This window comes from Polaribacter sp. YIW18 (assembly GCF_057219325.1).
The window spans coordinates 449,430-468,254 of sequence record NZ_JBXVVE010000001.1 but is presented as its reverse complement, the minus strand read 5'-3'; the positions used below and the strand labels follow the sequence as shown (position 1 = coordinate 468,254).

Here is an 18,825-nt window from a genome sequence, read left to right as displayed (position 1 = left end):
TGCACAGCAAAATTAATACACAGATCACATGAGTGCTCCAAAAAGATATACAATTACAGCAGCTTTACCTTATACAAATGGCCCAATACACATTGGGCATTTAGCAGGTGTTTACGTACCAGCAGACATTTATGCACGTTATTTACGTTTAACTGGTAAAGATGTAGCCTATATTTGTGGTTCAGATGAACATGGAGTTGCCATACCAATGAGAGCTAAAAAAGAGGGCGTTTCTCCACAAGATATTATCGATAAATATCATGGTATTATTAAAAAATCTTTTGCAGATTTTGGTATTTCTTTTGATAATTATTCTAGAACTTCAGAAAAAATACATCATGAAACTGCCTCTCAGTTTTTTATAGATTTATACAATAAAAAAGAATTTACAGAAGAAACTACAGCACAATTGTATGATGCTGAAGCAGATCAATTTTTAGCAGATCGTTTTGTGGTAGGTACCTGTCCAAAATGTGGGTTTGAGGAAAGTTATGGAGACCAATGTGAAAACTGTGGAACAAGCCATAATGCAACAGATTTAATCAACCCAAAATCTGCAATTACAGGTAATGTACCTACTGTAAAAGAAACAAAACATTGGTTTTTACCTTTAGATAGGCACGAAGATTTTTTACGTGAATGGGTTTTAAAAGGGCATAAAAAAGATTGGAAACCCAATGTTTACGGACAAGTAAAATCTTGGATAGAAGATGGTTTGCGACCAAGAGCAGTTACTAGAGATTTAGATTGGGGAATTCCTGTACCTTTAAAAAACGCAGAAGGTAAAGTATTGTATGTTTGGTTTGATGCGCCTATTGGTTACATTTCATCTACCAAAGAATGGGCTGCAAGAGAAGGCAAAAATTGGGAAGACTACTGGAAAAAAGACGATACCAAATTGGTGCATTTTATTGGGAAAGACAACATTGTTTTTCACTGTATTATTTTTCCTAGTATGTTAAAAGCACATGGTGATTATATTTTACCTGAAAATGTGCCAGCCAACGAATTTTTAAATTTAGAAGGCAACAAATTATCAACCTCTAAAAATTGGGCAGTTTGGTTGCATGAGTATTTAGAAGAGTTTCCAAATCAACAAGATGTTTTAAGATACACTCTAACCGCAAATGCACCAGAAAGTAAAGACAATGATTTTACTTGGAAAGATTTTCAAGCAAAAAACAACAACGAGTTGGTAGCTATTTTTGGTAATTTTATAAATAGAGTTGTGGTGTTAACCAACAAATATTATGCTGGTATCGTACCAAAACCAAATGATTTTACAGAGATTGACACTGCTATTTTAGACAGCGTAAAAGAGTTTCCTAATAGTATTGGTAAGTCTATAGAACGCTACAGATTTAGAGAGGCGTCTCAAGAATTAATGAATTTAGCCAGACTAGGAAACAAATATTTAGCAGATGAAGAGCCTTGGAAAGTTATAAAAGTTGATGAAGAACGTACTAAAACCATTATGTATGTTGCGTTGCAAATTGCATCTGCATTGGCTGTAGTTTCTGAGCCCTTTTTACCTTTTACATCAACTAAATTAAAAAACATTTTAAATATTAGTTCGAGTGATTCGACACAGGAGAATGCTATAGAAAATTCTTGGAAAGACGTAACAGAAAAAGATATTTTACTTCCTGCAAACCACCAAATAAACAAAGCGGAATTATTATTTTCTAAAATTGAAGATAAAACTATTGATTTTCAATTAGAAAAATTAGAAGCTACAAAATTAGCAAACGAACAAGAAAATAAAGTAGTAGAACCTCAAAAAGAAACTATAGAATTTGACGATTTTACCAAAATAGATATTAGAATTGGTACCATTTTAGAAGCCGAAAAAGTGGCTAAAACCAAAAAGCTTTTAAAATTAAAGGTTGATGTTGGTATTGATACAAGAACCATTGTTTCAGGTATTGCAGAAAGCTTTACTCCAGAGGATATTATTGGGCAACAAGTTTCTGTATTGGTAAATTTAGCTCCAAGAAAAATTAGAGGTGTAGAAAGCCAAGGCATGATTTTAATGACAGACACACCTGATGGAAAATTGGCTTTTATAGAACCAGAAAAAGTAGTTAAAAACGGACAGGAGGTTAGTTGATGCTAAAAATAGCATATCATCCAATATATAAACATCCATTGCCAGCAAACCATCGTTTTCCTATGGAAAAATATGATTTGCTGCCACAACAATTAATGCACGAAGGTACTTGCAAACCTGCAAACTTTTTTGAGCCTAAAACACCTAATAACAAACATTTTTTTACGGTTCATACTCCTGAGTATTTTTTCGATTTATTAAATATTACACTTTCTCAAAAAGCAGCTAGAAAAATTGGTTTCCCTTTATCTGAAATACTTATAGAAAGAGAAATGATGATTGCAGAGGGCACTATGAAAGCCTCTGAATTTGCTTTAAAATACGGAATTGCCATGAATATTGCTGGAGGTACACATCATGCATTTTCTAATAGAGGAGAGGCTTTTTGTATGTTAAATGACCAAGCTATTGGTGCAAAATATTTGCAAAATAAAGGTTTAGCAACAAAAATTTTAATCGTAGACTTAGATGTACATCAAGGAAACGGTACTGCAGAAATTTTTCAAAAAGACGATACTGTTTTTACATTTTCTATGCATGGTAAAAGCAATTATCCTTTTGTTAAAGAAAAATCAGATTTAGACATCGCTTTAGAAAACAACACAAAAGACCAGCAATATTTATCCATTTTAAAAGAGACTTTACCAAAAATTATTTACCAAGAAAAACCAGATTTTATCTATTATCTATGTGGTGTAGATGTTTTAAAGACAGATAAATTGGGTAAATTAAGCATGACTGTAAATGGCTGTAAAGAAAGAGATCTATTTGTGTTAGAAACCTGTTTTAAAAATAAAATTCCTGTCATGTGTTCTATGGGTGGTGGCTACTCTCCAGATATTAAAACCATTGTAAATGCACACGCAAACACGTTTAGATTGGCTCAAGATATTTATTTTTAAATCTTTGTTTTAATAAACTATCCCAAAATAGAACTCTTTTTTAAATCATTAATAAAAGGTTGCTTATATATACGTTTTCCTAAAGCTGCATTAATTGCATTGGCAACAGCACCTCCAGCAGGTGGTAAAGCTGGTTCTCCTAAACCTGTTGGCGATAACTCATTTTGTACAAAATGAACCTCAACTTTTGGTGTTTCTTGCATTCTAATAAGTCTGTAGCTATCAAAATTTTTAGACTGCGGTTTTCCATCTTTAAATGCAAAATCAGCATACATTGCGTGTCCAATACCATCAATTACTCCACCTTCTACTTGGTTTTTTGCACCAGTTGGATTTACTACAACTCCACAATCTACAGCTACTGTTACTTTTTTAATTACAGGTTTACCATCTTGTAAAACAAGATCTGCAATCTCTGCAACATGTGTGTTATGGCTGTAATAAGCTGCAAAACCTTGGTAAACTCCATTTGATGATTTTCCCCAATTTCCTTTTTGTCTTACAAGTTTGATAACATCTTCCATTCTTTTACCAGAATATTGAATTTTCTTATCGGTAGTATTTTTTACTTTTTGTAGTAAATTTAAACGTAATTGAATAGGATCTACTTTTAATTCTGTAGCTAATTCATCAAAAAAACTTTGTTCTGCAAATGCTAAAAAATTGGTATAAGGTGCTCTCCAAGCTCCTGTGGTTATGTTTGAATTATAGGTTGCAGATTCTACTTTAAAATTAGGTATACATCCTGCTGGAAAAAAGTTTGAAATAGCACCATACATACCACCATTTATGGCTGCTTCTTTTAAATGATAACCCGTTATTTTGCCACCTTTTAATGATGCTTTAATGCTATACTTTACAGAAGGTTTGTAAATACCAGTAGTCATATCATCTTCTCGGGTAGAAACCATTTTTATTGGTTTTTTTACTTTGTTTGAAATTTCTGCAGCTTCTATAGCAAAATCAGCATATAATCTTCTACCAAAGCCACCTCCCATTCTGGTCATCTCTACGCTAATTTCTTCTTTTTTTCTATCTAAAAGAACTGCTACCGATTTTTGAACTTCAGCTGGTGTTTGCGTGGGTCCCACCAAATCTATTTTAGCAGCAGTTACATTGGCAAAAAAATTCATGGGTTCCATACAATTATGAGGTAAAAAAGGAGAAGAATAAACTCTTTCTATTACAGTATCTGCTTCTTTAAACGCTTTTGTTAAGTTACCATCTTCTCTAAGTACTTTGGTTTTTTTACGATCTAAAACACTGGTTAGTTTTTGATGATGCAATTCTGTACTTTCTAATTGAGAAGTGTCTTTCCAAATTGCTTTTATAGCTTTTTTGGCTTTTATAGCTGCCCAAGTAGACGTTGCTAATACAACTACTTTATCACTTTCACTTAAAGCTACTGTCCAACTTACATAACCTTTATCTAAAAATTTTCTAGCTTTATCACCAATTGTTATTACATCTACAACACCAGAAATATTTTTGGCTTGGGTAGCATCAAAAGAAGCTAAAACTTGCCCAAAAGAAGGGGGTCTTAAAACAGATGCATACAACATGCCTTCTGTTTTGTAATCCAAACCAAATAATGGTTTTCCTGTAATAATTTTATCAATATCTACATTAATGGCATCTTTACCAATAATGCTAAAATCTTTGATTTCTTTTAGTTTTATTTTTTCTGGGACTTCTAACAACGCGGCTTCCCTTACAACATCTCCATAGCCTAATGTTTCTCCATTTGCATTGGTAATAGTTCCTTTTGATGCTTTTAATGTAGATGCATCTACTTTCCATTTATTTGCAGCTGCTGTTACCAACATTTGTTTTGCTGTGGCACCTGTTTGTCTTAAAACATTCCAGTTAGATCTAATTGATTGACTACCACCTGCAATTTGTCTTTTATAATTTTTAGTATCCAAAATTCCTTGAGCTACTGTTACATTTTTCCATTCTACATCAAGTTCTTCTGCAATTATCATGGGCATAGATGTTTTTACACCTTGCCCAATTTCTGGATTTGGAGAAAAAATAGTAACATAGCCTTTGTCTGAAATTTTAATGTAAGCATTAAAATCGTTAAAATTTAGGCTAGCAATATCTTTAGGCATTTTCGCTTCTGGTTTGCAAGCTGTTAAAAAATTGAAACCAATTAGCATACCTCCACTTGCTAAAACAGATGTTTTTAAAAAGTTTCTTCTACTAAAATTATCGTTTTTATGAAGTTTCATGTTATGAGTTTTTAGATGCTAATTTTACTGCTTTTTCTATTCTGTTATAAGACGCACATCTGCAAATATTACCGTGCATCGCTTCTCTAATTTCGTTTTCAGAAGGATTTTTATTTTCTTCTAAAAAAGCAGCAGCTGTCATTATTTGCCCTGATTGACAATAACCGCATTGTGGAACATCTATTTCTTTCCAAGCTTCTTGAACAGGATGTTTGCCATCTTTAGACAAGCCTTCTATGGTTGTTATTTTTGTATCATCTAAAATAGAAACTTGCATTTGACAGCTTCTTGTAGCAACGCCATCTATATGTACTGTACAAACACCACATTGTGCAATACCACAGCCAAATTTTGTGCCTACCAAATTTAATTCGTCTCTTAAAACCCAAAGTAAGGGTGTATCTGCATCTGCAGAAACAGAAACTTGTTTTCCGTTAACATTTAAAATATAGTTTGCCATAAAAAGTTGGTTTTTAATTGATTGCTCTAAGTTACAAAAAATTACATTTTTTTTAATTAAAGTGTTTTTTTTATACTAAATTTAACAAAAAAGTAATTTTAGATTAAACTTTATATACACATTAAAGTCTAAGAATTATGAAAACAAAACACATACAACATTTATATAACAGAGTGGGTTTTGGTATTACTCCCAATGAATTAGAGCGTTTGTCTAACAAAAACAAACGTGAAATTATAGATGAAGTTTTTACAAATTCATCTAAAACTAGCCCTTTAAAAGCAGATATATCTTTCTTAAAAGATATAAAACCTGGCGATTTAAAGATCAAAGAAAAAAGACAAGAACTTCAAAAAATTAGTAGGAAAAAAATACAAAAATTCTCGATTTCTTGGATGGAAAGGATTTTAAATCCTTCTGAAGTTTTTAGAGAAAAAATGACGCTTTTTTGGGCAAATCATTTTGTTAGCGAAAGTAGAAACAACATTCTTTTTACTCAGAATTATAACAACTTACTTAGAGAAAATGCATTTGGAAATTTTAGAGATTTTACCAAGAAAATCTCTAAAGATGCTTCTATGTTAGGCTATTTAAACAACAAACAAAATCGTAAAAAAAGCCCAAATGAAAATTTTGCAAGAGAATTGATGGAGCTTTTTACCTTAGGCCAAGGAAATTATACAGAAACAGATATTAAAGAATCTGCAAGAGCTTTTACAGGATATAGCCATAATTTTAGAGGTAAATTTTTAATGAGAAAAAGACATCATGATGAAAATGAAAAAACATTTTTTAAAAAAACAGGCAATTTTAATGGTGATAATATTATTGATATCATTTTAGAACAACAACAATGTGCTCGTTTTATTTCAGAAAAAATATATCGCTTTTTTGTAAATGAAAACATAAATAAAGAACATGTTGCTGCAATGACTGCCGTTTTTTACAAAGATTATGATATTGAAAAATTAATGCGTTTTGTTTTACAGTCTAATTGGTTTTATGATGATGAAAACATAGGCACTAAAATAAAGTCGCCCATGGAATTTTTAGCAGGTATACATCAAGTAATTCCTTACCAATTTGAAAGACCTAAACAAGCTTTATTAATGCAACGTTTATTAGGCCAAACTTTGTTAAGACCACCAAATGTGGCTGGCTGGAAAACAGGTAGAAATTGGATTGATACTAATACAATGGTTAGGCGTTTGCGTTTGGCTTCTATCTTATTAAATAATGCAGCAATTACCTATTCAGATACTGGAGATGAGGAAACAATGCTTACTGATTTAACTACTAAAAAGTTAAAAAGAAAAACGTTTATTAAAACAAAAACAGATTGGAATGCTTTTGAAAAAAACTATAAAAAAATAGATAATAAAGGGATGATTTCTTTGATAATATCATCACAAATAAATAAAGGTACAGCACAAATGCTATCGGACAATTTAGACATTCCAAAAAAGGATTTCTGCGTTCAATTAATGTCTATTCCAGAATATCAACTTTGTTAAACTTTCGATTTTTAATTGAAAAATCATAAAACTAAAATTATGAAACGTAGAGATTTTTTAAAACAAACTACTTTTGCTTCGGGTATGTTTTTTGTACCTCAGTTTTTAAAGGCTTTTGAGCAAATACCTACCAAAACTTTTGGTAATAAAAAGGTCGTTATTATTCAATTAAAAGGGGGTAATGATGGTTTAAATACAGTAGTACCTTTTAGAAACGATATCTATTACCAACAACGTGCAAATATTGCTTTGCAACAAACAGATTTGTTAAAAATTTCTGATGAAATTGGTTTGCACAAAAGTTTAGTAGATTTACAAAAATTATACGATAATGGTTTTCTAAGTATTATTAATAATGTGGGGTATCCAAACCCAAATTTATCACATTTTAGATCTACAGATATATGGCAAACAGCTAGTAATAGCAACGAATATTTACAAAATGGCTGGGTTGGGCGTTATTTAGATTATACCAAAGCAAACCCAACAAAAGCCATTGAAGTAGACGAATCTTTATCACTTTTATTAAAAGGAAAAACACAAAATGGATTGGCTGTAACCGATGCTAAAACCTTGTACAATTCTTTAAAAGAACCCTTTTACAAAAGTGTAATAAATGCCAATACAGATGCGCATTTAAACGAACATAATTTAGGGTATTTATACAATACTATGATTGATGCAAAATCGTCTGCAAAATATATTTTTGAAAAAACAAAGGTTAAAAATGCGTCTAATAATTATCCAAAAAACTTATTTGGCAAACAGTTAAAAACCATTTCTCAGTTTATAAATTCTGGTTTAGATACACAGGTTTTTTACGCGGGTTTAACTGGTTTTGATACGCACGCAAATCAACAAAACACACAAGCAAGATTGTTAAAAATATATGCAGAAAGTATAAACACTTTTGTAGAAGATTTACAAAAAAACAACAATTTTGATGATGTACTAATACTTTCCTTTTCTGAATTTGGAAGACGTGTAAAACAAAACGAATCGAAAGGTACAGACCATGGAACTGCCAACAACGTTTTTGTTATTGGTAAAAATTTAAAAAAGCAAGGTTTGTATAATAATTTACCTAATTTAAACGATTTAGACGCCAATGGAAATTTAAAACACGAAATTGATTTTAGAGAAATTTACGCTACTATTTTAGACAAATGGTTGCAAGTAGATGATGCTGCCATTTTAAATAAAAGCTTTTCTAAACTAAAATTTGTGTAGTTTTCTGTTGCTATATTTTTCATAAAATTGAATTTTGCTACATTAGCATTTCTAAGAAGTTTTTTATGAAAAAATACCTGCTTTTTTATTTGTTGATAATTGTTTTTTTAGGTTGCAAAAACAACCCAAAAACGAAAGAAAATAGTTCTTCAGTAATTGAAAAGCAAGAAAAATACACCATTTCTAACGATACTATAAAAGTGTCTGTAAAAACTTTTGGTGCAGAATTAACAAGCATACAATTAAAAGACAAAGAATATCTTTGGCAAGCAGATACTACTTATTGGAAACATCAATCACCTAATTTATTTCCTATTATTGGGCGTTTAAAAGACTACGAGTTTTATTATAAAGACTCGCTTTATAAAATGAGTTTTCATGGTTTTGCTTGGAAAAACAATTTCAATTTAATTGAAAAAACACAAAACAGTCTTATTTTTGACTTAGTATCTTCTAACAAAACTAAAAAACAATATCCGTTTGATTTTAAACTACAGATAAAATACGTTTTAAAAAATAACATTTTAAACGTACATTATATTGTTGAAAACACCGATCCAAAAGAGGATTTGTATTTTTCTATTGGTGCACATCCAGCATTTAATATTCCTTTAGAAAAAGGACAACATAGAAACGAATATGAACTTGTTTTTGATACTGATGAAATGCCCACTTCTAGAAATAAAAAAAGTGGTTTGTTTGTAGATTCTTACACCCAATATTTTGATAAACCTGGTGTTTTACAAATAAAAGATACCACTTTTTTAAGAGGTGCTTTGGTGTTTAATCCAAATCCGTTTACAAAAGCAACTTTAGTACATAAGCCAACAGAAAAGCAATTATTTACCATTCACTTTAAAGACTTTCCTTATTTAGGTATTTGGACGCAACCCAACCCAAAAACGCCTTTTATTGCTATTGAACCTTGGTTTGGTGTTGCTGAAAACATACATCATAATAAAGATTTTACCCAAAAAGAAGGCATCCAAAAATTACCTGCAAATGGCGTTTTTAAAGCTAAGTATTCTGTAGAAATACATTGATTTTTAAATACTTTATAAGAAAACATAGCTAAAATCGTTTTAACTACTGTTAATTTGAAAATATTCCAAATTTGAATAAGCATTAAAACACTAAATATATTAAAGGCTTTAGAATAATAAAAAAATGAAAAAATTACTTTTACTTTTAACTTTTATACCCTACATAATTTTAGCTCAAAACCCTGAGACTGCTAAAATTAAAAAAATGGCAAACTTAGGCCAGTTAGTTTCAAATGAAATAAATGATACTATCCCAATTAAAATCTACAATGATATGATTGTAATTGAAGCAAAACTAAATGGCAAACCAATGAATTTTATGTGGGATAATGGGTTTTCTTTTTCTGCAATCGATAAAAGTTTATCTGAAAAAATTACTTTAAAAAAATATAAAGAAAAAGAATCTATTTCTGCTACAGATGCAGTTAATAATCAAGTAAAATTAGATTTAAAAATAGCCCATAATCTATCCATTAAGAATCATCAAATTAAAGATAGCCCATTTTTACTTATTGATATAAATACTTTAACTGGAGGTAGTATAGATATACAAGGTATAATTGGTGCAACTGTTATAAAGAAATTAAACTGGAACTTTAATTTTGACGAAAACTATGTTGTGGTATCTCAAAAAGAGTTTCAAAAAGATGGAATGGTGATGCCTTTTAAACTAGATTTATATAATAGAATGTTTACTAGTTTAGAATTAAATGGAATTACAAATGGTATAGAAATAGATTTTGGTTCAAATTCTGATGAAATTGATTTAACCATAAAAGCTATAGGTTTATTTAAAAATACTAAAAAATCTAAATACGAAGGTATTTCAGCAATGTCTGTTAGTGGTATAGCTAAACCCTCTATAAACTATAGCATTAAAGATTTTAGCTATAAAATAGGAGGAATAACCTTTAAACATCCTATTAAAATATTTTTAACAAATGATGTTAATGAGGCAAGAATAGGAAATAAAATGTTACGTCATTACAATTGTATTGTTAATTCTAATTCAAATCAAATAATTCTTACAGAAAGAGAAACTAATCTAGAAGAAAGTCCTAAAAAGAGTTTTGGTTTTATAATAGTAAAAATTGAAAATAAACTAACAATTGCTGGTAAATGGAACAACCCTAACATTACAAAATATAATGCTTTAAATTTGGGTGATAAAATTACTCAAATCAATGGAAAAAAAGCTGAATACTTTCATAGCAACTCAGATTTAAGAGCATTTCAAATTGATTTACTAAAAAACAATAAAGAACTAATTATTACTACAGAAAAAAGGGAAAGTTATACTCTTTTACCAAAGCTTAATATTTATGAGTAGCAAAACTATTTTTAAGTAAGATAATTGGAATTGTTTCTGAATTTTTAAAGAATCATTGACATTTTAACTTAATTCAGTATAAAAAATGAAAAAAATATATCCAATTTTACTAATTCTAATCACTTTATTAGTTTTTACAAGTGGTAAAAAATATGCTTTAGATAAACCAACAGCTTCTATAAAAGATAGTATTCCCGTTTTTTTAGAAGGATATAAGTATGAAAATGTAGATGGAACAAAGTTTTCTTTCAATCAAGTAAAGGGTAAGGTTTTGCTACTCGATTTTTGGGCAACTTGGTGTGGGCCTTGTATAAAAGGTCATTCGAATATAAAAGCGCTGGAAGAAACCATTAATAATCCCGATTTTCAGATAATTACTGTTTCTATTGATAAAAATAAATCTCAATGGAAAAAGTTTTTAAAAGCTAAAAAATGGAACGGAATTCATATAATATTAGATGGTAAAGATGTAAACAATCCTTTAAATAAAATGGTTACAAAAAAGATTTTAGATAAAGGCAAACCTATCTATTTAACTTCTGTACCTGAATATTATTTGGTTGATAAAGAATTATCTATCAAAAGAATAAATGATGTTAAAGCAAAAAGGACTGTGTCTTTAATTAGAAAGAAAATAAACTAAAAAAGAGCACCCAAAAATTACCTGCAAATGGTGTTTTTAAAGCTAAGTATTCTATAGAAATACATTGATTTTTAAATACTTTAAAAGAAAAATAGCTAAATTCGTTTAACTTCTGATATAAAACATTAAAACGTTCCATATCATTTTAGTTGGACTTAATTATGAAAAAGAACTATTTAATATTCATTTTACTAATTTCTTTAGGAATTAAAGCTCAAAATATAAAGTTACTGAATGAGAATTTAAATTTAAGTGACACTTTAAAATATAGCAGAGAAATTAGAATATATACTGGAGGAGGAATTAATAATTATTCTTCTGTCTTTAGAATGTATAATTACAAGAGAAAAAAATGGAAAGCGGAACTTTATGAGCATTATGCTGAAATTCCTAATGAAACTGAATTAATAATTTAGAAGAAAAAGTTAAAACCAAAAAACAATTTTGACTTTATATTTCTAAAGTTCTTGAGAAGTAAAGTTATGAATTTGCCAAGTCAAGAAGAAATTAGTTGGAAAATTCATGGAAGAGATTCAATTTTTGAAACTAAAACAAATAGAAAAGGTAAAGAAATTATTGAATATCAATCTGTTTATAAATCCATAAGTATATTAGATGGAGTGTGTTATACTATACAGGTTAAAGAAATTAATAAAACAAATGAGTTTAAATATTATAATCCTGAAAGTTATTTTAAACATTTTAATGAAATAGATGAGCTTGTATTTATGGTTGAAATATTAAATATAGTCAGAAATGAATTTAAAATTTGGAAAAAAAGCTAAGCCTAAAAACATATATATTTTATTACTAGTTTTTTGCTCATTTGTTAAAAAATAATTATTTGCTAAATTAGTCGCTTAAACACGCAACGAAATCATACACTAGACCGTGAAACGAACCCACTAACCATACTTTACTTTTCTTATAATTCTTAAAGCCTCATTGTATTTAACATAAGTGGTATTGTTTGCTAAGTTTTTTATGTACGTTTTTGCTTTTTTTAGCTGTTCTACAACGTCTAAAAAACCATGTAAATAACAAATTAAATAATTGGTTGGTAAACGTAAAACATCTTCTTGTTCTGTTGCTGTAAGTGGTTTTTTCTGTACTATTTTTTGAACAATTAAATTACAATTGTTGTAAATGTGTATCATTATTTCTTCATTAAAAACAGGTGGTTCAAACAAAAATTGTTTTACAATATTATGTTTCCCATTATTTTTAAAATTGATAATTGTTTTTTCTAATGGATAGTATTTTTCTTGTTTTTCTAAACCCAGATAAATATATTCTTCTACAATAAAGGTATGATTATTATAGCTTATTTGTACATCATCTAAGGCAGAAAAAAAAAGTTTTACTTGCTCGTTAATCAACTCGATATCTACTCTAGAAAAAAACTCTTGTTCGTTTATAATTTTACGCTCTCCTGCCCAACACAAAACAAATTGCTCGTTAAAAACTTTGTATTGTGGGTTGTAAATTTTTTTATGATTATTCATAAAATTAAAAACACCATCTAAGGTTAATTGGATGTTATTTCTTGCACTTTTTTCTATGGAATTGACAATTTCTTTATTAGTGTTTCTAAGCTCAAATTCATCACCTAAAAAAGGCATAGAGTTGCTACCTCTTCTGTAAAAAATAGTGTCTTTTTTATATTTCCATGCATTTTTAGAAAGCGATGTTACATTATTATTGGCATGTATGGTAACTAAACCAATTACTTTATTACGTGGCAATCTCGGAAAAAGAACATTTTCGTAAGTTATTTTTGGTGGATTTTTTAAATACGCATTTACCAAGTTTTGTATTTTACTGTCATCAAAAAAATCGATACCCACTATTTTATTTGCTTCATCTTCTACACCAATTACAATGTAAGAGTTGTTATTGGGGTTTGCGTTGGATAGCGCACAAACATGTTTTAAAAATTTAGCTTTACCCTCTTTAGAATTGAATGATATTTTTTGCTTTTTGTCATAAAAACTATTCTCATCATTATGAGAAAGTAAGTTTTTAATTAAAAGTCTTTTATTAATCATGTCAATCTCTATTTAAAATGGTAGCACTTGCTTGTGCTGTTGGGTACACTACCAAGTCTTCTATATTTATATGATAAGGTCTTGTAATTACAAAGTGAATAATCTCTGCAATATCTGCAGCTTGTAATGCTTTGTAGCCTGAATACACACTTTTTGCTTTTTCTACATCGCCTTTAAACCGAACTTCAGAAAACTCGGTTTCTACAGCTCCTGGATGAATGCCAGAAACACGAATATTGTGTTTATTTAAATCTATTCTCATGGCTTTATTTAAGGCGTTTACAGCATGTTTAGAGGCACAATATACATTTCCATTAGGATATACTTCTTTACCAGCAATAGACCCAATATTTACAATAAAACCCGTGTTTCTTTGGGTCATTTGTGGCAAAATGGCTTTAGAAACGTATAATAAACCTTTTACGTTGATGTCTAACATGGCATCCCAATCATCTAAACTACCCTCTTGTATGGTAGATAAACCATGTGCATTACCTGCGTTGTTGATTAAAATATCTATTTGCTGAAAATCTTTTGGAAGTGATTTGATGGCTTTTTCAACTTCGTCTCTTTTAGAAACATCAAAATTTAGCGTAGTTACGTCTGTAAGTTTACTTAATTTTTCCTGCAATGATTCTAAACGATCTACTCTTCTACCACAAAGAATTAATCGAATGTTATTTTTTGCAAAAATGATTGCAGTAGCTTCTCCAATACCAGAGGTTGCACCTGTAATAAAAGCTGTTTGAGCCATACGTGTAAAATAATAAAAGTGAGAATTTTAACTAGTTTTTTAAAAACTTAATCTATCATAAAGTTATAAAAACAATTATGTTTTAAGTGATAAAAAGGTTGGTAGTTTTCACAAATTATAAACAAGAAAAAACCGTCCTCCTCAGGACGGTTTCTCTTTTAATTGGTTATTAAGCAATAACCAACCAAAAATCAACTAACCAAACTTTATTTTTAATGTCTTCTTTCTTTTATTTTTCTTATTATTTTAGTACGTTTTCTATTGTTATTCCATACAGTGTCTTTCGTACTTTTCTTTGTTTTTTCTCCTTTTCTAATTAGTTCAAAATTTCTTCCTAAGAAATTGTAAGTTGTTTTAGAGTTTACATTGTATAGACTAATTTCTCCATCGTTTATAACACTTAACTCAAACTCTTCTATATCTCCACCCTCATAATTCAATGTTAAAATTTTTAGGTCTTCATAACCTGCTACATCGAATATTTCATATCCACCAACGTAACTCCAATTTATATTTGCAATTTGTGTGCCAAAAGGGTCTTGAGAACTATAAAATGTTGTTATATTTTTGGGTGTAAATTGTAAGTAATTTTCAGCATCAAAAGCATTTGGTATACCTCCTCTTGTGTCTACTTTTTCCCAAGCTTCATATTCTTGTAAAAAGTATTCTATATTTTCATAAAATAGCTTGTCGTAATCAAATGTATTTACTTGATAACCCACTAAAAAATAGGTAACATTTTGTCTATAGTTGTACAAGTTTATTTCGTTATTAGAAATAATACTAACTTCAAAATCGTTTTTACCATATAAATCGTGTCGGGTTTCTAAAAAGCCATTAAAAGTATTGTAAACCCCAACATCTATTCCTAATCCGTTGCCTGTAAAACCAATATCTACAATGTTATTATTGGCATACAAAATACCATTTAAAAAAGATAGTGTAAAGGCTTTAGAAACATAAGGTATATCTCTATTACCAATTGTTCTATGGTAATCTACATACCATAAATCGTATCTAGAAACTACTTCTTCTAAAGAAATTTCGTTTCTAAAATCGTCTTGAAAAACTGACGAACACGAGCTAAAAAATACACCTATTATAAGTATTGCAGAAAGTAATTTTAAAGATTTCATAAGCTGTAGTTTTAAGATTACAGCTATAAATATTCAAATTACGTGCCAAAAATAAAACCACTTATAATTAGTGGTTTTAAATTCTGATAATCTGTAGTGTTATTATTTTTGTTTTGTAGAAGGAAAAAAGGAAGGTTGGGTTTGTTTTACCTCTTTAATTTTATAATAATGGGTTTTATTGTTCTTTTTAAAACTCAAAATTGCTTCATTTTCTTTTAAATCGAAAGGAAAATTATGCACAACTGGTGGTGTATTTTTTAACTCTTTTATTGGGTTTGCGTCTAAAATTAAATCTTTATTTTTTCTGTTTGATGTAGAAAAATGCCCAATAATTTGTAACATATTGTTTATTTTTCTGGTTTCTACTTTTGTTATTTTCTTTTGAAAATATAAAGAATCGAACTCTATTTGTAGCGCATTTACCAATTGAAGCTCTAATTTAACCCCACTAACACCTGGTTGACCTCCAGACCATTTATTATAAGTCGCTTTTTCTATTTTAAACGAAGGGTTTTTAACAAATTTGTTACTACCACATTGAGAAAACCCAAGTAGTATTGTGAGTATAAATATAATTTTCATGATTTTCATTTTATTTTAATTTATATAGTGCTGTTCAAATGTAATGCCAAATAAAGGGTTTTTTAGGGCTGGTTGTAAAAATTCATTCCTTTTGTGGGTACAGAATTTGCATCAAACAATGTTGCATTGTCCCAATGAGAACCTTTTCCCCAACGTGTACTACAATTATTAGCAACCCAAGCAGGTTCCCAATAAACCAATCCTTTTGCACCTGCATTTTTTAGTGCTTTTTTAAGGTCTAATAAATATTTTAATTGTCCTTCTTGGGTTGCTTTATAACCATCAATTAAAGCATCAGCACCTAAAATATTACCAGCTGCATCTGCATTTTCTATTGTAAAAGGATAAGCAGTTTCTACAACCATTAACTTTTTATTGTATTTTTTAATAAGCGTTTTAAAAGCTTCTGAGGCTTCTTGTAAATTATAAGTAGACCATTTTGGATAATAGGAAAGCCCAATCCAATCAAAATCTACCACATTATTTTCTTTTGCTTGTTTAAACCACCAAATTGCATTTTCTGGTTGTGCAATGTGTAGCATAACTTCTATGTTTTTATCTACATCTTTAGAAATGTTTCTTACAGCTTTAATGCCTTTGTTTAATAGGTAAGCATTTCTAGACCAATTCATAGCACTAGGTTTATCATCTTTTTGAAGAATCATTATATTGGTTTCGTTACCAACTTGAACCATGTCTGGTAATAAGTTTTTGTTATGAAGGTTTTGTAAAGTTTTATAAGTGTAGTTATAAATAGAGTCGCCCAATTTTGCAGTATTGTCTACAACTTCTAACCAAGCAGCAGGAATTTCTTGTTTGTTTGGGTCTGCCCAATCGTCAGAATAATGAAAATCTAACAACACCTTCATTTTAGCGTTTTTTGCTCTGGCGATTGTTTTTTCTACATCTTTATAATTAGAGTAATTTGTCCAAGTGGGGTTGTGCCACAACCTAACTCTTACCAAGTTTGCACCTTCATTGGCAAAAATTGTAAATGGATCTGTAGTTTCTTTTTGATCATTTTTAAAAACAGCGTTGCAATTTTCCATTTTATTTACATAAGATAAGTCAGCGCCTAAATAGAAATCAATTGCTGTTGTTTCTTCTAATTCAGTTTCTATATTAAGATCTTGTATCTTTTCTTCGGATGAATGACAAGCAACCAAAAAAAAGCCAAAGAATAATATATATATGAAAGTGTTTTCATGTTTACTGATTTTATAATAGTATCAAATTTAAATTTACATAATTTTTATGTAAAAGTTTCATTTTAAAATATTTTACTACTGTTTTAACATACAAAATCCACTTTTAAAAAGTGGATTTTGTGCTTTTTGATATTAAGTTTCCTTATTTTTTTCCTCCCAACATCAACAATTCGTTTACTAAAATTTCTGTAACATAACGCTTTTCTCCTGTTTCTGTATGATAGGTTCTGTTTGTTAATTTACCTTCTACAGCAATTTCTTGTCCTTTATTTACGTAGTTTTCTACCACGTTTACTAAACCACCTTTTATAATGATGTTGTGCCAAAAAGCACACTCTATTTTGTTACCGGATTTGTCTTTATAACTATCGTCTGTAGCTAAAGAAAATTTTGCTATTTTGTTACCATCTTTAAAGGTTACAATTTCTGGATCTTGACCTAATCTACCAATTAATTGTACTTTGTTTCTTAACGTATTCATAAGATAAGTTTTTGTGCACTTGTTTTTTTTGTGCAGGTTTATAATTTATGTTTTGTTAATTAAATACCAAAAGTTGTTCAGTACTAATAACACTGCAAAGTTGCGATATGATTAAAATTGTATTCGGTTAGAAAACAATTACTTTCGGTTGTAATTATTTGTAGTCGTTTGTAAACGAATAATTTATTGTATATTTATCCAATGGAAAACAGAGAATGTTTAGAGTGTAAAGAACCCGTAAAAGGTAGAATAGACAAGAAATTTTGCTCAGATTATTGCAGAAATGCCTATAACAATCGTGTAAACAAAGACAGTAAAAACTTAATTAGAAATATAAATAATAGACTTAGAAAAAATTATAAAATTTTATCGGAATTAAATGTTTCTGGTAAAACCAAGGTGTCTAGAACTAGGTTGTATGACAAAGGTTTTGATTTTCAATTTTTTACATCTATCTATAAAACCAAAACCGGCAACACCTATTTTTATATTTATGACCAAGGTTATTTGGCTTTAGAAAATGAAACTTTTTTATTAATTAAAAAAGAAAGGTAAAGTATTGAAATAGAATAGTTTAATTAACTTAATTTCCAAAAAATTACAAATACTAGCGTTCTAAAACAGAAAAATTAATAATTACATACCTACCCAATGTAAGTTCTAAAAGATGGTTGTAGCTATTTCCAAGTATTTCCTTTTACTTTAATTGCGGCTTTTAAAACATCTTTCTGACTTAATTGCCCAATTAATTTGCCATTATCTATCACAGGAAATCTTCTTCTACGAGAAGAAATAAATTTAAATGCAGCATCAAAAATATTCATGTTTTTATCAATAATATCTACATCTGTAACCATGTATTTTCCTACTGTATTGTTTGTATCCGAAGGCATGTTGTAGTATTTACTTTCAGAGATGTGTTTAATACAATCCGTTTCAGAAATAATACCAATCAACTCGTTTTTATCATTTACAACGGGTCCACCAGAAATTTTATTTGCAATTAGTTGCGCAATAACATGGTCTAAAGAATCTTCTGCTTTAAATGTAATTAAATTGGTCGTCATATAATCAGATACCAAAATTTGCTCTTCTTCTTTTCTTTGATTTGAATCTCTTTTTCCTTGAAAACTTTTAATACCCATAATAA

The 18,825-nt window shown here is 29.3% G+C and carries 19 protein-coding genes; 10 read left to right on the top strand and 9 right to left on the bottom strand.

Features of this window, described 5'->3' with window-relative positions:
* Positions 1-28: 28 nt before the first annotated feature.
* Entirely contained in the window at positions 29-2,110 is a 2,082-nt protein-coding gene (metG, locus tag AC2D6T_RS02015; protein ID WP_484680283.1) for a methionine--tRNA ligase, read from the top strand.
* A complete protein-coding gene (locus AC2D6T_RS02010; protein WP_484680282.1) occupies positions 2,110-3,012 on the top strand; it encodes a histone deacetylase family protein in 903 nt (300 codons plus the stop codon). Before metG ends, AC2D6T_RS02010 begins: the two co-directional genes overlap by 1 nt.
* A 17-nt stretch (positions 3,013-3,029) precedes the next feature.
* Here the strand turns inward: AC2D6T_RS02010 and AC2D6T_RS02005 are convergent, their stop codons facing one another.
* On the bottom strand, positions 3,030-5,246 hold the full coding sequence (locus AC2D6T_RS02005) for a xanthine dehydrogenase family protein molybdopterin-binding subunit (protein ID WP_484680281.1): 2,217 nt from the start codon (positions 5,244-5,246) through the stop codon (positions 3,030-3,032).
* 1 nt (position 5,247) lies between these two features.
* Complete coding sequence (locus tag AC2D6T_RS02000; RefSeq protein ID WP_484680280.1) at positions 5,248-5,706, bottom strand: (2Fe-2S)-binding protein; 459 nt, start codon at positions 5,704-5,706, stop codon at positions 5,248-5,250.
* A 137-nt stretch (positions 5,707-5,843) separates the two neighbouring features.
* Between AC2D6T_RS02000 and AC2D6T_RS01995 the strand changes: the two genes are divergently transcribed.
* From AC2D6T_RS01995 to AC2D6T_RS01965, 7 genes are all read left to right on the top strand, one after another.
* A complete protein-coding gene (locus tag AC2D6T_RS01995) occupies positions 5,844-7,220 on the top strand; it encodes a DUF1800 domain-containing protein (RefSeq protein ID WP_484680279.1) in 1,377 nt (458 codons plus the stop codon).
* A 39-nt stretch (positions 7,221-7,259) separates the two neighbouring features.
* Complete coding sequence (locus AC2D6T_RS01990) at positions 7,260-8,450, top strand: DUF1501 domain-containing protein (RefSeq protein ID WP_484680278.1); 1,191 nt, start codon at positions 7,260-7,262, stop codon at positions 8,448-8,450.
* A 65-nt stretch (positions 8,451-8,515) separates the two neighbouring features.
* Positions 8,516-9,493, top strand: a complete 978-nt coding sequence (locus AC2D6T_RS01985; protein ID WP_484680277.1) for an aldose 1-epimerase family protein — start codon at positions 8,516-8,518, stop codon at positions 9,491-9,493.
* A 124-nt stretch (positions 9,494-9,617) separates the two neighbouring features.
* On the top strand, positions 9,618-10,823 hold the full coding sequence (locus tag AC2D6T_RS01980; protein ID WP_484680276.1) for a retropepsin-like aspartic protease: 1,206 nt from the start codon (positions 9,618-9,620) through the stop codon (positions 10,821-10,823).
* A gap of 85 nt (positions 10,824-10,908) precedes the next feature.
* Positions 10,909-11,466, top strand: a complete 558-nt coding sequence (locus AC2D6T_RS01975; protein ID WP_484680275.1) for a TlpA family protein disulfide reductase — start codon at positions 10,909-10,911, stop codon at positions 11,464-11,466.
* 161 nt (positions 11,467-11,627) lie between these two features.
* Positions 11,628-11,882 carry a hypothetical protein gene (locus AC2D6T_RS01970; protein ID WP_484680274.1) on the top strand — a complete coding sequence of 85 codons (255 nt, stop codon included), beginning with the start codon at positions 11,628-11,630 and terminating at the stop codon, positions 11,880-11,882.
* A 66-nt stretch (positions 11,883-11,948) separates the two neighbouring features.
* Complete coding sequence (locus AC2D6T_RS01965) at positions 11,949-12,251, top strand: hypothetical protein (protein ID WP_484680273.1); 303 nt, start codon at positions 11,949-11,951, stop codon at positions 12,249-12,251.
* 120 nt (positions 12,252-12,371) lie between these two features.
* Here AC2D6T_RS01965 and AC2D6T_RS01960 read toward each other — a convergent pair whose 3' ends face one another.
* From AC2D6T_RS01960 to AC2D6T_RS01935, 6 genes are all read right to left on the bottom strand, one after another.
* On the bottom strand, positions 12,372-13,514 hold the full coding sequence (locus AC2D6T_RS01960; protein ID WP_298948969.1) for an ATP-binding protein: 1,143 nt from the start codon (positions 13,512-13,514) through the stop codon (positions 12,372-12,374).
* Position 13,515: 1 nt separating this feature from the next.
* Positions 13,516-14,268, bottom strand: coding sequence for an SDR family NAD(P)-dependent oxidoreductase (locus tag AC2D6T_RS01955; RefSeq protein WP_484680272.1), 753 nt, complete (start codon positions 14,266-14,268; stop codon positions 13,516-13,518).
* 212 nt (positions 14,269-14,480) lie between these two features.
* Positions 14,481-15,404, bottom strand: coding sequence for a hypothetical protein (locus tag AC2D6T_RS01950; RefSeq protein WP_484680271.1), 924 nt, complete (start codon positions 15,402-15,404; stop codon positions 14,481-14,483).
* Between the two features lie 102 nt (positions 15,405-15,506).
* Complete coding sequence (locus AC2D6T_RS01945; RefSeq protein WP_438989476.1) at positions 15,507-15,986, bottom strand: hypothetical protein; 480 nt, start codon at positions 15,984-15,986, stop codon at positions 15,507-15,509.
* A gap of 62 nt (positions 15,987-16,048) precedes the next feature.
* Positions 16,049-17,152, bottom strand: coding sequence for a glycoside hydrolase family 53 protein (locus AC2D6T_RS01940; protein WP_484680270.1), 1,104 nt, complete (start codon positions 17,150-17,152; stop codon positions 16,049-16,051).
* A gap of 184 nt (positions 17,153-17,336) precedes the next feature.
* Complete coding sequence (locus AC2D6T_RS01935) at positions 17,337-17,675, bottom strand: single-stranded DNA-binding protein (protein WP_484680269.1); 339 nt, start codon at positions 17,673-17,675, stop codon at positions 17,337-17,339.
* A 201-nt stretch (positions 17,676-17,876) separates the two neighbouring features.
* Between AC2D6T_RS01935 and AC2D6T_RS01930 the strand changes: the two genes are divergently transcribed.
* Positions 17,877-18,230: a hypothetical protein gene (locus AC2D6T_RS01930; protein WP_298948982.1), complete on the top strand. Its 354-nt coding sequence runs from the start codon at positions 17,877-17,879 to the stop codon at positions 18,228-18,230.
* Between the two features lie 122 nt (positions 18,231-18,352).
* Here the strand turns inward: AC2D6T_RS01930 and AC2D6T_RS01925 are convergent, their stop codons facing one another.
* Complete coding sequence (locus AC2D6T_RS01925) at positions 18,353-18,820, bottom strand: CBS domain-containing protein (protein ID WP_298948984.1); 468 nt, start codon at positions 18,818-18,820, stop codon at positions 18,353-18,355.
* Positions 18,821-18,825: the final 5 nt, after the last annotated feature.

Excerpts from the sequence above, each read along its gene's own strand:
- AC2D6T_RS02010 (WP_484680282.1), top strand. The coding sequence starts at position 2,110 with ATGCTAAAAATAGCATATCATCCAATATATAAACATCCATTGCCAGCA.
- AC2D6T_RS01985 (WP_484680277.1), top strand. The coding sequence starts at position 8,516 with ATGAAAAAATACCTGCTTTTTTATTTGTTGATAATTGTTTTTTTAGGT.
- AC2D6T_RS01955 (WP_484680272.1), bottom strand. The coding sequence starts at position 14,268 with ATGGCTCAAACAGCTTTTATTACAGGTGCAACCTCTGGTATTGGAGAA.
- AC2D6T_RS02000 (WP_484680280.1), bottom strand. The coding sequence starts at position 5,706 with ATGGCAAACTATATTTTAAATGTTAACGGAAAACAAGTTTCTGTTTCT.
- AC2D6T_RS01965 (WP_484680273.1), top strand. The coding sequence starts at position 11,949 with ATGAATTTGCCAAGTCAAGAAGAAATTAGTTGGAAAATTCATGGAAGA.
- AC2D6T_RS01925 (WP_298948984.1), bottom strand. The coding sequence starts at position 18,820 with ATGGGTATTAAAAGTTTTCAAGGAAAAAGAGATTCAAATCAAAGAAAA.
- AC2D6T_RS01930 (WP_298948982.1), top strand. The coding sequence starts at position 17,877 with ATGGAAAACAGAGAATGTTTAGAGTGTAAAGAACCCGTAAAAGGTAGA.
- AC2D6T_RS01960 (WP_298948969.1), bottom strand. The coding sequence starts at position 13,514 with ATGATTAATAAAAGACTTTTAATTAAAAACTTACTTTCTCATAATGAT.
- AC2D6T_RS01990 (WP_484680278.1), top strand. The coding sequence starts at position 7,260 with ATGAAACGTAGAGATTTTTTAAAACAAACTACTTTTGCTTCGGGTATG.
- AC2D6T_RS01950 (WP_484680271.1), bottom strand. The coding sequence starts at position 15,404 with ATGAAATCTTTAAAATTACTTTCTGCAATACTTATAATAGGTGTATTT.
- AC2D6T_RS01935 (WP_484680269.1), bottom strand. The coding sequence starts at position 17,675 with ATGAATACGTTAAGAAACAAAGTACAATTAATTGGTAGATTAGGTCAA.
- AC2D6T_RS01975 (WP_484680275.1), top strand. The coding sequence starts at position 10,909 with ATGAAAAAAATATATCCAATTTTACTAATTCTAATCACTTTATTAGTT.
- metG (WP_484680283.1), top strand. The coding sequence starts at position 29 with ATGAGTGCTCCAAAAAGATATACAATTACAGCAGCTTTACCTTATACA.
- AC2D6T_RS01970 (WP_484680274.1), top strand. The coding sequence starts at position 11,628 with ATGAAAAAGAACTATTTAATATTCATTTTACTAATTTCTTTAGGAATT.
- AC2D6T_RS01995 (WP_484680279.1), top strand. The coding sequence starts at position 5,844 with ATGAAAACAAAACACATACAACATTTATATAACAGAGTGGGTTTTGGT.
- AC2D6T_RS01980 (WP_484680276.1), top strand. The coding sequence starts at position 9,618 with ATGAAAAAATTACTTTTACTTTTAACTTTTATACCCTACATAATTTTA.
- AC2D6T_RS01945 (WP_438989476.1), bottom strand. The coding sequence starts at position 15,986 with ATGAAAATTATATTTATACTCACAATACTACTTGGGTTTTCTCAATGT.
- AC2D6T_RS02005 (WP_484680281.1), bottom strand. The coding sequence starts at position 5,246 with ATGAAACTTCATAAAAACGATAATTTTAGTAGAAGAAACTTTTTAAAA.